14 protein-coding genes are annotated in these 13,844 nt (G+C 70.0%); 6 read left to right on the forward strand and 8 right to left on the reverse strand.

The window, feature by feature from the left end:
* Window positions 1-109 precede the first annotated feature (109 nt).
* On the forward strand, window positions 110-1,837 hold the full coding sequence (locus JOE46_RS02825) for a DEAD/DEAH box helicase (protein ID WP_097211257.1): 1,728 nt from the start codon (window positions 110-112) through the stop codon (window positions 1,835-1,837).
* 97 nt (window positions 1,838-1,934) lie between these two features.
* Here JOE46_RS02825 and JOE46_RS26250 read toward each other — a convergent pair whose 3' ends face one another.
* A complete protein-coding gene (locus JOE46_RS26250) occupies window positions 1,935-2,138 on the reverse strand; it encodes a hypothetical protein (protein ID WP_097211258.1) in 204 nt (67 codons plus the stop codon).
* A gap of 204 nt (window positions 2,139-2,342) precedes the next feature.
* Between JOE46_RS26250 and JOE46_RS02830 the strand changes: the two genes are divergently transcribed.
* Window positions 2,343-2,747 carry a DUF952 domain-containing protein gene (locus JOE46_RS02830; protein ID WP_097211259.1) on the forward strand — a complete coding sequence of 135 codons (405 nt, stop codon included), beginning with the start codon at window positions 2,343-2,345 and terminating at the stop codon, window positions 2,745-2,747.
* Here the strand turns inward: JOE46_RS02830 and JOE46_RS02835 are convergent.
* Window positions 2,700-3,341 carry a response regulator transcription factor gene (locus tag JOE46_RS02835; protein ID WP_097211260.1) on the reverse strand — a complete coding sequence of 214 codons (642 nt, stop codon included), beginning with the start codon at window positions 3,339-3,341 and terminating at the stop codon, window positions 2,700-2,702. The two genes, JOE46_RS02830 and JOE46_RS02835, sit on opposite strands and share 48 nt — an antisense overlap.
* Entirely contained in the window at window positions 3,338-4,525 is a 1,188-nt protein-coding gene (locus tag JOE46_RS26905; RefSeq protein ID WP_179800507.1) for a sensor histidine kinase, read from the reverse strand. The genes JOE46_RS02835 and JOE46_RS26905 overlap by 4 nt, the downstream gene beginning before the upstream one ends.
* Before the next feature lie 109 nt (window positions 4,526-4,634).
* Here JOE46_RS26905 and JOE46_RS02845 point away from each other — a divergent pair, with 109 nt between their 5' ends.
* Genes JOE46_RS02845 through JOE46_RS02855 form a run of 3 tightly spaced genes read left to right on the forward strand, consistent with a single transcriptional unit; the run spans window position 4,635 to window position 7,135 of the window.
* The gene (locus tag JOE46_RS02845; RefSeq protein WP_097211262.1) at window positions 4,635-5,336 is read left to right on the forward strand and encodes a GAP family protein; all 702 of its coding nucleotides are present in this window, start codon (window positions 4,635-4,637) and stop codon (window positions 5,334-5,336) included.
* Between the two features lie 59 nt (window positions 5,337-5,395).
* The gene (locus JOE46_RS02850) at window positions 5,396-5,878 is read left to right on the forward strand and encodes a cation:proton antiporter regulatory subunit (RefSeq protein WP_077041413.1); all 483 of its coding nucleotides are present in this window, start codon (window positions 5,396-5,398) and stop codon (window positions 5,876-5,878) included.
* 54 nt (window positions 5,879-5,932) lie between these two features.
* On the forward strand, window positions 5,933-7,135 hold the full coding sequence (locus JOE46_RS02855; RefSeq protein ID WP_097211263.1) for a cation:proton antiporter: 1,203 nt from the start codon (window positions 5,933-5,935) through the stop codon (window positions 7,133-7,135).
* 15 nt (window positions 7,136-7,150) lie between these two features.
* Here JOE46_RS02855 and JOE46_RS02860 read toward each other — a convergent pair whose 3' ends face one another.
* From JOE46_RS02860 to ppgK, 4 genes are all read right to left on the reverse strand, one after another.
* The gene (locus JOE46_RS02860) at window positions 7,151-7,498 is read right to left on the reverse strand and encodes a hypothetical protein (RefSeq protein WP_097211264.1); all 348 of its coding nucleotides are present in this window, start codon (window positions 7,496-7,498) and stop codon (window positions 7,151-7,153) included.
* 33 nt (window positions 7,499-7,531) lie between these two features.
* On the reverse strand, window positions 7,532-9,505 hold the full coding sequence (locus tag JOE46_RS02865; protein ID WP_097211265.1) for an alkaline phosphatase: 1,974 nt from the start codon (window positions 9,503-9,505) through the stop codon (window positions 7,532-7,534).
* Between the two features lie 141 nt (window positions 9,506-9,646).
* Window positions 9,647-11,014, reverse strand: coding sequence for an RNA polymerase sigma factor (locus tag JOE46_RS02870; RefSeq protein WP_097211266.1), 1,368 nt, complete (start codon window positions 11,012-11,014; stop codon window positions 9,647-9,649).
* A 120-nt stretch (window positions 11,015-11,134) separates the two neighbouring features.
* Window positions 11,135-11,932, reverse strand: coding sequence for a polyphosphate--glucose phosphotransferase (gene ppgK / locus JOE46_RS02875; protein WP_097211267.1), 798 nt, complete (start codon window positions 11,930-11,932; stop codon window positions 11,135-11,137).
* Window positions 11,933-12,002: 70 nt separating this feature from the next.
* Between ppgK and JOE46_RS02880 the strand changes: the two genes are divergently transcribed.
* A complete protein-coding gene (locus JOE46_RS02880) occupies window positions 12,003-12,911 on the forward strand; it encodes an inositol monophosphatase family protein (RefSeq protein ID WP_373560243.1) in 909 nt (302 codons plus the stop codon).
* A 4-nt stretch (window positions 12,912-12,915) separates the two neighbouring features.
* Here the strand turns inward: JOE46_RS02880 and cei are convergent, their stop codons facing one another.
* Window positions 12,916-13,608: an envelope integrity protein Cei gene (gene cei / locus JOE46_RS02885; protein WP_097211269.1), complete on the reverse strand. Its 693-nt coding sequence runs from the start codon at window positions 13,606-13,608 to the stop codon at window positions 12,916-12,918.
* Window positions 13,609-13,844: the final 236 nt, after the last annotated feature.

The raw sequence follows: 13,844 nt of genomic DNA on the forward strand, positions 1-13,844 counted from the left end.
GGTCGCCGGTGATGCGGGGAACGTCGGTGGTCGGCGTTAGGCTCCTCCAGGATCGAATCACGGCGACCGATCGCATCACGGACACAGTGCAGAAGGAGCGGCAGCGACAGTGCTCACGGGTAGTACCGAATCGACACCACCCGCACCCGTCGCCACCCTCCGAGCGTGGCAGCGTCGCGCGCTGACCAAATACCTGGCCACCGGGCCCCGCGACTTCCTCGCGGTGGCGACGCCCGGCGCAGGCAAGACGACATTCGCGCTCCGGGTCGCCGCGGAGCTGCTGCGCGACCGCACCATCGACCAGGTGACCGTCGTCGCACCCACCGAGCACCTCAAGCACCAGTGGTCGGGGGCCGCCGCCCGGGTTGGCATCGCGCTGGACTCGAACTTCACCAACTCGACGGGGCAGACGTCCGCCGAGTATCACGGCGTGGTCGTCACCTACGCGCAGGTGGCCTCGCATCCGACCAAGCATCGGGTGCGTACCGAGAACCGGCGCACCCTGGTGATCCTCGACGAGATCCACCACGGCGGCGACGCCAAGAGCTGGGGCGACGCGATCCGGGAGGCGTACGAGCCCGCCACCCGCCGGCTGGCCCTGACCGGTACCCCGTTCCGCAGCGACGACAGCGCGATCCCGTTCGTGCAGTACGAGCCGGACCGCGAGGGTCTGATGCGGTCGAAGGCCGACCATTCCTACGGCTACTCGGACGCCCTCGCCGACGGCGTCGTGCGGCCCGTGGTCTTCCTGGCGTACTCGGGGGAGGCGCGCTGGCGCAACAACGCCGGTGAGGAGTTCGCGGCCCGGCTCGGCGAGCCGCTGTCCGCCGAGCAGACCGCGCGTGCGTGGCGGACCGCTCTCGACCCGAACGGCGACTGGATCCCGTCGGTGCTCACCGCCGCCAACACCCGGCTGCAGCAGCTGCGCGCCGGTGGCATGCCCGATGCGGGCGGTCTGGTCATCGCGACGGACCAGACGGTGGCGCGGGCGTACGCGAAGATCCTCGAGGCAGGCACCGGGCGGGCGCCGACCGTCGTGCTGTCCGACGACCCGACCGCCTCGAAGAAGATCGCCGAGTTCAGCGAGAGCTCCGAGCCGTGGATGGTGGCGGTGCGGATGGTGTCCGAGGGTGTCGACGTGCCGCGCCTGGCCGTCGGCGTCTACGCCACCAGCTCCTCGACCCCCCTGTTCTTCGCGCAGGCCATCGGCCGGTTCGTGCGCATGCGGGCCAAGGGCGAGACGGCGAGCGTCTTCGTGCCCTCCGTGCCGGTGCTGCTCGACCTCGCCAGCCAGCTCGAGCTGCAGCGCGACCACGTGCTCGGCAAGCCGCACAGGGAGAAGGACGGCCTCGACGACGAACTGCTCGTCGACGCCAACAAGCAGAAGGACGAACCGGGCGAGGAGGAGAAGGCGTTCACCTCGCTCGGTGCCGACGCAGAGCTCGACCAGGTGATCTACGACGGATCCTCGTTCGGGACGGCGACCTTCTCGGGTAGCGACGAGGAGGCGGACTACCTTGGCCTGCCGGGGCTGCTCGATGCCGACCAGATGCGGGCCCTGCTGCGTGAGCGTCAGGCCGGTCAGCTGGACAAGGGGGCAAGGGAGCCGGCGCCGGTCCAGGCGCCCGCCGCGGTGGCCGACCGGGTCTCGTCCGCGAGCAAGCTGGCGGAGCTGCGCAAGGAGCTCAACGGGCTCGTCGCGATGCAGCACCATCGGACCGGCAAGCCGCACGGGTGGATCCACGGTGAGCTGCGTCGGGTCTGCGGCGGTCCGCCGACGGCGATCGCCACGGTCGAGCAGCTCACCGAACGGATCGCGATGCTCCGCCAGTGGTGAGACGGCAACGCTGAAAACCGGACAGAGCCCGCACCGGGAGGTGCGGGCTCTGTGCTGACTGGGGTGCCCCGAACGGGCGCCCGGTTTGGCTGACGGCCTAGATCGTCGCCTCATCGAGTACGGCATCGGAGACGATGGTGGCGTTCATCGCGCGGAGTCGATCCTCGTGCTCATTGGCGTGGTGCTGGCAGAAGAGAAGTTCTCCACCAGTCGAGAGGACCGCGCGCACGCGGGCTCCCGCACCACACCGGTCGCACCGGTCGGCAGCGGTCAATGGGGGGCTGGTCAGTGTTCCGGGCATGACTCCTCCGTACTGGCGTTCGGCCGAAGCCGGGTGCCTGGGGCCTGGTCCGCCGCACCGGGATGGCGCGGTGAATCCACTCTGTCAGACGTTTGGGCTTCAGGAGTTGTTCCCGTCGGCGTTTCTTTGTGGTTTCACTAACAGGGAACACGGGCCTCGCGCGTGACGTAGATCACTGCCGGGGTGCCCGGATAGCCTGCGGGGGTGACTCATCCGGACAGCACCCTGGTACACATCTGCACCGCCGAACAGTGGCGGCAGGCGCAGCGGGCGGGGGCGCGGCTGCCCGAGACCTATGACGCCGACGGGTTCGTGCACCTCTCGAGCATCGAACAGGTGCACCTGCCTGCCAACCGGCTGTTCGCTGGCCGCACCGATCTCGTGCTGTTGTACCTGGACCGGGAGCGACTCGGGGCCGAGGTCCGCTGGGAACCGGGCGTGCCGACGGACCCGGAGTCGATGCGGTTCCCGCATCTGTACGGGCCGCTCCCGGCGGTGGCGATCATCGGGGTGCGCGCGTATCGACCCGGTCCCGACGGCAGGTTCGGGACGCAGGAGGACTCAGGACGCGGGGAGTTCCCTGGCGATGATCGCGGCCTGGACGCGTGAGCTGACACCGAGCTTGGTGAGCACCCGGGACACATGGGTCTTGACGGTGGTCTCCCCGATGAACAGGCGCCCGGCGATCTGCTGGTTCGTCAGACCGTCGCCCAGACAATCGAGCACCTCCCGCTCTCGGTCGGTGAGGTCCTCGAGGCCCGCGGGCCGGGGCGCCGGGGTCGGCGGGACCGCCGCGAAGGCGTCGATCAGGGTGCGCGTCACCTGTGGGGCCAGCACGCCGTCCCCGGCGGCGACCGCGCGGACGGCCGCCGTCAACTCCGCGGCCGTCGCCGATTTCAACAGGAACCCGGAGGCGCCCGCCTGCAGCGCCCCGAACACGTACTCGTCGATGTCGAAGGTGGTCAGCACCAGAACATGGGCCAGGCCGGCCGCGGTGATCTCCCGAGTCGCCGCGATGCCGTCGGTGCCGGGCATCCGGATGTCCATCAGCACCACGTCGGGCCGCAACGCGCGGGCCTGGCCGAGCGCCACCTCGCCGTCGGCGGCCTCGCCGACCACCTCGATGTCATCGGCGGACCCGAGGATCATCGACAACCCGGACCGGATCGCGGCGTGGTCGTCGGCGACCACCACCCGGATCATGCGCCCGCCGCCGGTCCGTCGACCGGGATGGACACCGCGACCCGCCAGCCGTCGGGGGCAGGTCCCGCGCTGAACCGGCCACCGAGCAGCTCGGTGCGCTCGCGCATGTTGGTGAGCCCGGTGCGTTGGCGTGGCGGATCCGACGGGAACCCTCGCGGTGGAAGCGGATTGCTGACCGTCATCAGCAACTGCCCGGACTGCGACCGAAGGGTGAGCTCGACCGGATGGCCCGGTGCGTGCTTGATGGCATTGGTGAGGGCCTCCTGGGCGATCCGATAGGCGGTGTGGTCCACGGCGGTGGGGAGCTGGCCGGGTGCGAGGTCGTCGAGCACCGCGACCTCGGTGCCCGCGGCCTGTGCGGAGTCGACCAGCTTGGCGAGCTGGCGGAGACGGCCAGGCGCCGCCGCCTCGTCGACGATGTCCGTCCGGAGCAGGCCGATCATCGAGCGCATCTCCTCGAGCGCGTCGATGCTGTTGCCGCGCACCGATTCCAGGATCCGGAGCAGGCGCTCGTCGGACTCCTGGCCGGTGATGCCGAGGGCGGCCTCGGACTGGATGGCGATCGCGGACAGGTGGCCCGCGATGACGTCGTGCAGATCCCGGGCCATCCGATTCCGCTCGTCCGCGATCGCCGCCTGCCGATCCAGGGCCGCGATGGTGGTCAGCGCCTCGGCTCGGGCACGCTCGGAGTCGGCGACGTCCTTGTGCAGCCGCACCGCGCGCCCCCACCACAGCGGGGTGCCGACGAACGCGAAGGCCGCGATCGTGCCGATCACCAACGGCTGCCAGCTCCTGGTGAGGACCAGCACGATGGCCAGGCACACGGTCGTGCCCGCCGCTGCCACGCCGACCATGGCGCGGGACTGCCTGGCGGTGCCGTACAGCACGACCGCGTACACGAGGTCGGAAAAGACCAGCCAGATCGGCAGGGTCGGCCCGAGCGCGAAATCGATGCCGAGGGGGATCGTGGCGAGCCAGATCGCCAGTACCGGGCGGTCCCGCCGGAACACGGCCGCACCGCAGATCGCGGCCAGCAGCGCCAGTCTGATCGGGACGGGGACCCCGGCGGAGATCGGCGCGAGCGAGTACAGGGCGGTCGAGTAGAGCACGGTGCCCGCGGCGAACGCGAGGAGCGCGATCAGGGCACTCTGCGCGAATGAGGACAGGGCGGTCCAACGTGACACGCCATCATCACAGCACACCGAGAACCCCGTGACGTCCTCCCAAGGGAGGACGCCGGATCCGGCGTACGGGCGATGTCGCGGCGGTGTCGCGCTGGTGATGATCGTCTGCATGGAGATGGCACTCGTGCTCGGGCTCGTCGCGCTCGCTCTGGTGGACAGCACCAGCCTGGGGACGCTGGTGATCCCGCTGTGGCTGTTGATGTCCCCGGAGCGGCCGCCGGTGCGCCGGATGGTCGCGTACCTGGGCGCGATCGCGGGCTTCTACTTCGCGGTGGGGGTGCTGGTCCTGCTGACGGCGTCGACCGGAATCGCCGCGGCAGGGTCTGTGCTGCGCGGACCCGTCGCGCTCGGTGTGCAGTTGGCGCTCGGTGCCGGCCTGTTCGCCATCAGCTGGCGATTCGACTCCAGGGCGAAGGCCGGCGGTGGCGATGGCGGTCGGGTGACCCGGTGGCGGGCAAGGGCTCTGGATGCGCAGTCCTCCGGATCAGGCGTCGCGGTCCTGGCGATGAGCGCGGGCGCCCTCGAACTGGTCACGATGCTGCCGTACCTCGCGGCGATCGGGTTGATGATCTCGAGTGGGCTGTCCCCAGCGGTCTCGGCGGGGCTGCTGGCCGGCTATTGCGTCGTGATGGTGCTCCCCGCCTGCCTGCTGATCCTCGCCAGGACCGTGGCGCACACGCGGGTCGAGCCCTGGCTGGCGCGCGCGGACGGCTTCCTGTCCAGACATGCGGACAGTGCACTGGGCTGGGTGCTCGGCATCGCGGGATTCCTGATCGCCCGCGATGCCGCCGTCCAGCTCTTCTTTCGCTGATCACCTGCGAATATCGCGCGTCGCGGCACCGATCCCGCGCGCGGCGCTACCGTTGAGTCATGAACGTGGAAGTGACTCCCCTTCCTGGGATCGGCATCCGGAAGGATTTCGAGCTGTCGACCGGCAGGCGCATCGGCGTGGTCACCCATCGGGACGGCGGGACGGACCTCATCGTCTCGAAGAAGGACGATCCCGATGCCTGTGCCGCCTCGGTGCCGCTGACCGACGAGGAGGCCGCTGTACTGGGCAATCTGCTCGGCGCCCCGCAGCTGGTCTCGCAGTTGCGGGAGGAACACCGTGACCTGCCGGGGATCAACACCCGGCAACTGCCGATCACCGAGGACTCGCCCTTCGACGGCCGGACGCTGGGGGAGACCGCGATGCGAACCAGGACCGGGGTCTCGGTGGTGGCGGTGATGCGGGCCGGACAGGTGTACCCGTCGCCGAATCCGGATTTCAACCTCACCGAGGGAGACCTCTTGGTCGCAGTGGGTACCTCGGACGGGCTCGACGGTGCGGCCAAGATCCTGCACCACGGATGAGCTCCGGCGAAGACCAAGACAACCGGATGAGCTCCGGCAACCACCCGGGGCACCATGACTAGCACCGCGCTCTCGCTGATCCAGCTCGGCGCGGTGTTCTTCGCGTTGGGTGTCCTCGGGCGCCTGGCGGGCCGAATCGGGATGTCGCCGATCCCGCTCTATCTGGTTGGTGGCCTCTGCTTCGGCGAGGGTGGGTTCTTCACGCTCGACGGCATCGGCGACTTCGGGCACCTCGCCGGTGAGATCGGCGTGGTCCTGCTGCTCCTGCTGCTCGGCCTCGAGTACACCGCGAGCGAGCTGGTCACCGGGCTGCGCAAGTCGTGGATGGCGGGTGCGGTGGACATCGTGCTCAACGCGGTGCCGGGCGTGATCGTCGCGTTCATGCTCGGGTGGGGGCCGGTCGGTGCCCTCGTGATGGGCGGCGTCACCTACATCTCGTCCTCGGGCATCATCGCGAAGGTCCTCAGCGACCTGGGCAGGCTCGGCAACCGCGAAACCCCTGTCGTGCTGGCGATCCTCGTGTTCGAGGACCTGACCATGGCCGTCTACCTGCCGATCCTGACGGCGATCCTGGCCGGGGTCGGCTTCTTCGGCGGCCTGCAGGCGCTGGCGATCTCGTTGTGCGTGGTCACCCTGGTGCTGGTGATCGCGCTGCGCTACGGCCACTACGTGTCGGCGATCGTCGACAGCAAGGACAAGGAGGTCTTCCTCCTCAAGCTGCTGGGCGCGGCACTGTTGGTCGCCGGGATCGCCTCGGCGATGCAGGTGTCGGCCGCGGTCGGGGCGTTCCTGCTCGGCATCGCGATCTCCGGGTCCACCGCCCGCAACGCGGCGAAGGTGCTCGAGCCCCTCCGGGACCTGTTCGCGGCGATGTTCTTCGTGGTGTTCGGCCTTAACACCGATCCGGGCACCATTCCGCCTGTCCTCGGTTGGGCGGTCCTGCTGGCGGTGGCGACGACCGCGACCAAGATCGCGACGGGATGGTGGGCCGCCCGCAGGCAGGGCGTCGCCGTGATGGGCCGGGCGAGGGCGGGCGCCGCCCTGGTCGCCCGCGGCGAGTTCTCGATCGTCATCGCGGGCCTCGCGGTGGCGGCGGGCGCGGTCGAGGGCGAGCTCGCGGCGCTGGCGACCGCGTACGTGCTGCTGATGGCGATCCTCGGCCCGGTTGCGGCGCGGGTGGTCGAGCCACTCGTCAGTGCGTTGCGGCGGCCGCAGAAGCCGTCAGGGGAGTCGAGCGACCCCTACCTCACGACCTGACGTCGTCCGCCGGGCTCACCGCTTGTGCCGCGCGTTGCGGAACCGCTCGACGACGTCGCCGACCTTCGCGACCTCGTCCTGGCAGCACGGGCAACGGAGCGTCACGGTGCCGTCGAGCGTCTCCACCCAGTGCGGCTCGGTGTCGTCGCCGGGGACGAAGAGGTAGCGGCCGATGCCGAGTTCGGGGTTGTAGAGGTTGTGGAAGATCTGCAGCCTCAGGCTGCCGTGGGCGCAGCGGTCCTTCGCGACCGTGAGCGCCCGCACCACCCGATCGGGCAACGCCATGATGCGATCGGCGATCTCCCGCGTGTTGCCGAACACCACCGTGTCCGGGTGGTCGTGCCGCCGGTCTTCGGTCGTCATCTCGGGTCACCTCGCGATCCAGTCTAGGTCGGTCTAGGCCTCCGGCGGGAACCACGGCGCAGGCGGGCCGTGCGGCGCCCCGGAGGTCGGCGCATACGGCAGCCCGTGCAGCTCGACGCCATCGATCTGATCCCGGAACCGCGGCGGCACCGCCGATCGGTCCTCCTCGGCGAACGCCACCATCTGGTGGCCGAGGACGTCCGGCGAGCGCGGCACGTGCTTGTCCTGCCACCAGAACTCGAACACGGCGCGGTCGCGGTCGAGGTCGATGATCCCGTAGCCGTGGTCGACCCACTCGACGAACTGGGCGTTGCGGTTGAGCGTGAGGATCGAAGCCTCGGCGGCGCGCGCGATCTCGGTGGACTCCGCCGGCCCGAGGCCGGTGGCGCCGCGGATCATGTCGTCGGCGCCGCCGCGTCCCATCGAGGTGGGGGCGAACTCGACACCGACGGACAGGCCTCGGACGTCGGCGGGGTCGTCCGCGCCTGTGGGCACCGGGCCACCGTTGCCGGTGCTCATCCGCAGCGCCCCGGCGCCGTGGTTATGCGGTTCGGCACCGTTACGGGTGTTGCGGCCGGGTATCCCCGAGAGATACCCGTCGCCGAGGTACTCCGTGGAGATCACGTCGGATGCGAAATTCCCGTGCGCGTCGCCGGTCACCATGACGTTCCGCCAGATCCGCTCGCCGCGTGCGCCCCTGAGGTGGTCGACGATCGCCTCGCGCTCGGCGGCGTACTTGCCCCAGCGGCCGATGCCGAGCTTCGGCATCTTCACCCCCTGCACGACCTCCGGGATGTCGGTCGGAGCGAACCACCCCTGGTTCCCGATGACCCGCCACCGGGTATTCCGGTGCGACGAGTCGGTGAGCGTGGCCGTGAGCCACTCGTACTGCCGCCGACCGAGGAGGCTCCGCTGCCCGGGGGGCAGATGCGAGGAGTCGGCAGTTTGCCCGCGCACGTCGCGCAACTCGGCGTCGATCCCGACGATGTCGACGAGGTCGCCGTAACGCAGCGTCCGGTAGACGAGCAACGGGTCCTCCGGTGTGGGATAGGAGCCGTCGTCGACGAGCACGAACTCGCCGCTGCCGTCGGCGCGCACGGGCCGGGTCGGAGTCCACTCGTGGAACGCGCGCACCGTGTCGGAGAGGGTCGTGGTCGCCGACGCCGGGTCGGTCAAGGGCGCGTTCACCTCGTTGCCGTAGGCGACGTCGATGTCGTGGTTGTCCCACACGATCATCCACGGGTGCTGCTGGTGGGCCCGGATGAACTGGGGGTCCGAGCGCCACAGCGCGTACCGCCTGCGCACCTCGGCGAGGTCGAGCCAATCCCGGTTGTCCGGGTGGTCCATGTCGGCGAAGCCGACGCGCGAGCGCACCAGCTCGTCCTTGTCGGGGAAGTCGTAGATGTAGTCGCCCACGTGCAGCACGAGATCGAGGTCGTCCCTGGCGGCGATGTGCTCGAACCCGCTCCAGTACGAAGACCAGTAGGAGCTGCACGACATCGCGGCGATGCGCACCCGGTCGACGGCGGCACCCGGGGCAGGCGCCGTGCGCGTTCGCCCGGTGATCGAGTGGGCGCCGGAATGCGTGAAGCGGTAGTAGTACGTCGCGGCCGGGGCCAGGCCGGTGACGTCGACCTTCACCGTGAAGTCGTGCTCCGCCACCGGGGTCTGCTCACCGGAGCGGACGAGGGCCGTCACGGCTGGGTCGGTGGCCACCTCCCACCGCACGGGGCCGGGGGCGCCGGCCACGCGCTCGGGCATGAGACGGGTCCAGAGGATGACGCGGTCGGGCAGCGGGTCGCCGCTGGCGACGCCGTTGGCGAACGGTCCGGGGCAGCACGTGGGGTAGTCGACACGGGCGGCATCGGCGGACGGCGCCGCGGCGGCCGCGGACGGGGCGTGTCGGAGACCGGCGACCGCGAAGCCGCCGAGGGCGGAGCCGCGCAGGAACGTGCGGCGGGAGGGGCCGCGCGGGGAGGTCGGGGCGAGAGGGGACTGCTCACTCATCCGGCAAGTTTCGCCCACCGCGGGGCGTGCACGGTGGGGATCCGATGACGGCCCGGCGTGTGCCGGGTGAACTGTCGGTGGACACACGAATGCCCCGCCACCTTCGAGGTGACGGGGCATTCGTCGTCTGGTCGGGACCGACTAGTCCAGGTAGTCCCGGAGCACCTGCGAACGCGACGGGTGCCGCAGCTTCGACATCGTCTTCGACTCGATCTGACGGATCCGCTCACGCGTCACGCCGTAGACCTGGCCGATCTCGTCGAGGGTGCGGGGCTGGCCGTCGGTCAGGCCGAAGCGCAGCCGGACCACGCCCGCCTCGCGCTCGGACAGCGTCTCGAGCACCGACTGCAGCTGATCCTGCAGCAGGGTGAACGACACCGCGTCGACGGCCACCACGGCCTCGGAGTCCTCGATGAAGTCGCCGAGCTGGCTGTCGCCCTCGTCGCCGATCGTCTGGTCGAGGGAGATGGGCTCACGCGCGTACTGCTGGATCTCCAGCACCTTCTCCGGCGTGATGTCCATTTCCTTGGCGAGCTCTTCTGGCGTGGGCTCGCGGCCCAGGTCCTGGAGCAGTTCGCGCTGGATGCGGCCGAGCTTGTTGATGACCTCGACCATGTGCACCGGGATGCGGATGGTGCGGGCCTGGTCGGCCATCGCGCGGGTGATGGCCTGGCGGATCCACCAGGTGGCGTACGTGGAGAACTTGTAGCCCTTGGTGTAGTCGAACTTCTCGACCGCGCGGATCAGGCCGAGGTTGCCCTCCTGGATCAGGTCGAGGAACGCCATGCCACGACCGGTGTAGCGCTTGGCCAGCGAGACGACCAGTCGCAGGTTGGCCTCGAGCAGGTGGTTCTTCGCGCGGTTGCCGTCGCGGCAGATCCAGTTCATGTCGCGGCGCTGCGCGACGGGGAGCTTCTCGCCCTTCTCGGCGTGCTCGGCCATCAACTGGGTGGCGTAGAGGCCGGCCTCGATGCGCTTGGCCAGCTCGACCTCCTCCTCGGCGTTGAGGAGGGCGACCTTGCCGATCTGCTTGAGGTAGGCGCGGACCGAGTCGGCGGAGGCGGTGAGCTCGGCGTCCTTGCGGGCTTGCCGGAGCGCCTCGGACTCCTCCTCGTCCCAGACGAAGTCCCCGGAGGCCTTGTCCTTGTCGGTCGGCTCCGCGGCTTCTTCCTCGTCCTCGCCGACGGCGACGACCTCGACCACCTCGTCGACGGCGAGGTCACCCTCGGGTACCTCGAGATCGGCCATGTCGGCTTCGTCGGGCGCGTCCTCGAGATCGACGCCGTCGGCCTTGCTGCTCGCCTTCTTGGCGGGGGACTTCTTCGCCGCGGCCTTCTTGGCCGGGGCCTTGGCTGCGGCCTTCTTGGCCGGGGCCTTCTTAGCAGCGGCCTTCTTGGCTGGAGCCTTCTTCGCCGCGGCCTTCTTCGCGGGGGCGGTGCCGTTGGTCGCCGCGGCGGACGCCGATTCGGTGCTCGGTTCAGCGGTCTGACTTGTATCGGAGGCGGCCACGTACGCCCTTTCGTGACGGTGTCGTGCGGCGTCACGCCAGAGTGATTTTCCGGCGGAGAGGTCAGTTGAGTTCGGCCGGCTGAGAGCCGGACGTGTCCATTGTAACTATCGCAACGGGGGTTACGACGCGATGCTGGTCTGCGCGGCGAGTGCGGCGCCCACGATGCCCGCCGTGTTCAGCAGCGCAGCGGGCACGACGGGGGTGCGATTGGTCAGCAACGGGATCCATTTCTCGCTCTTGCGGCTGATCCCGCCGCCCGCGATGAACAGGTCGGGCCAGAGCAGATCCTCGAACGTGCTGAGCACCCGGGAGACCTCCGCCGCCCACTGCTTGTAGGACAGATCCTTGGTCTCCTTCACCGAGGACGCGGCGCGGTGCTCGGCTTCCTTGCCGCCGACCTCCATATGCCCGAACTCGGTGTTGGGGAGCAGGACGCCCCGGTGCAGGATCGCGGATCCGATCCCGGTGCCGAACGTCAGCAGCACGACCACGCCGTCGACGTCCTTGCCCGCGCCGTAGGTGTCCTCGGCCACGCCCGCGGCGTCCGCGTCGTTGAGCACCGTGACGGGCCTGCCGCCGAGCGCCTGCCCGAACAGGGCCGCCGCGTCCGTTCCGATCCAGGACTTGTCGATGTTCGCCGCGGTCCGCGCGACCCCGCCGGTGACCACGGCGGGCAGCGTGATTCCGACCGCCCCGTCCCAGCCGGCCCGGGTGACGATCTCCGCGACGGTGTCCGCGATGGCCTCGGGGGTGGCGGGCTTCGGGGTCTCGATCTTGATCCGGTCGCCGATCAGCTCGCCGGTCTGCAGATCGACCAGGCCGCCCTTGACTCCGCTTCCGCCGACGTCGACGCCGAACCCGCGTCGGCTGCTGCCGTTGCTGTCGTCGGAGGGCAGGGCTGGGGTCGATTCAGTCATGGCGCAAACCCTAATCGTCGGGACGACGACGCGGGAGTGGGGAGATGAGGCACCATGGGGCGTGCCTTCTTTGCGGTCAGATGCTCCTGTCCCCACCACCCCCCAACATGACGCCACCGGCGGTCCTGACGATCCGCGCACGCTGCGCGACGTTGCGGTCCGGGTGGCCGTCGCCGCCGCCAGGCACGTGCGTGCCCGCCGCCCAGAGGTGTTCGCCGCGACGGGCGTCCTCGCGGAGGACAGCTCGGTCGCCACCAAGAGCCACCCGACCGATCCGGTCACCGTCGTGGACACCGAGACCGAGGAACTGATCCGCGGACTGCTCGCGGGCCTGCGCCCGGACGACGCCATCCTCGGTGAGGAGGGCGGGGGACAGGCCGAGCAGATCCGGGGCGTGCGCTGGGTGGTCGACCCCATCGACGGGACGGTGAACTTCTTGTACGGCATCCCCGCGTTTGCGGTGTCGGTCGCCGCGCAGATCGACGGTGTCTCCGTGGCGGGTGCGGTGGTGGACGTCCCGGCCGATGCGGTCTACTCGGCCGCCCTCGGCCACGGCGCGACGCTGCTCGAGGCGGACGGCACCGAGCACGCGCTGCGGTGTAACCCGGTGTCTGACGTGTCGGTGGCCCTGCTCGCGACGGGATTCGGCTACGGACGGGCCCGCAGGCAGGCGCAGGGCGCATTGATCGGGCGGGTGCTGCCCCAGGTGCGCGACATCCGACGGATCGGCTCCGCGGCCCTCGACCTGTGCATGGTGGCCTCGGGACGCGTCGATGCGCATTTCGAGCACGGGCTCAGCCCGTGGGACTGGGCGGCGGGAGCGCTGATAGCGAGCGAGGCTGGTGCCCGGGTCCGCACGCCCGCGCCGCATTCGATGAGCGCCGAAGGCGAGGTGGTGGTCGCGGCGGCCCCGGGGATCGCGGCGGAGTTGGACGAGGTCTTCGCCGAGGCGGGTGTGTTCGACCCGATCCCGGACTGAGCCGTCAGCAGCGAGCGGTGCGGGCGGCCTTGAGGAGGCTGATGTCGACCGGCGCTGCGGCCATGCCTCCTGGCGCGGGCTCCTTCAGTACGGCCAGCACCTCTTCGGCGTCGGTGTTCGGGCGCAGCTCGTTGAAGTAGGTGCCCAGCGCCAGGTCGACGGTGTCATCCTGGCGCTGGTCCTCGATCAGCTCCGCGCACGGCGCAACCAGCCACAGGGCACTGGCGGCGGCGAGACCGTTTGCGCCGAAACGGATCTGGCCGTGGCACTGCATGTTCTGGTCGACGTAGACGGGGTCGTTGCCGACCTGGACGTCGGGGGCGCTGGCGTAGCCGTACTCACTGAGCTGCGCGGCCACCTGTGCGGCCTGGCCGCGTTCGCCGTTGGCATTGAAGACGCGGACCCTGGTCGCCGCGAGGGTGGTGGGTTCCACGTCCATCAGCGTCGTCGGGTCCATTTTCTGGCCGAGCGGCTGCGGTGCGGGGTCGTTCGGGTCAGCGGACTGTGAGGCCGGCCTCGGGATGTTGCACGTCACCGCGGCGGAGACCTCCTCGTCCTTGGTGAGGATGCGAACCCACAGCACCGAGCCGAGCAGGGCGAGGATGCTGATCAGCACGACGACGGGCATGGCGCGCCGCCTGCGGAACGGACGGCCCTGCTCATCGGTGGAGTGACCCTGTGTGATCAGTGAAACCACGATTCGTCCCGACCTCTCCGCCGCGCCCGCCGATCGGCGCCATTGTGGCGCCGGTGCGCACCCACTCTAGAGTGCGGCGCCGGGATCGTCGTCGACGCGGTCGCGACTCGGAATGTCGCGGAAATGTCACGGTCGACCCGCCGTTTGTGTCGATTTTCAGACAGTTTCCGACGTGTGGTGAATGGCCCGCGACTTTTCTCCAGAGTTCGGCTATTGTCTGGCGGCCGCAGTCGTAC

The sequence above is a fragment of the Rhodococcus sp. PvR099 genome (assembly GCF_017833315.1).
Lineage (GTDB): Bacteria > Actinomycetota > Actinomycetes > Mycobacteriales > Mycobacteriaceae > Rhodococcus_G > Rhodococcus_G oryzae.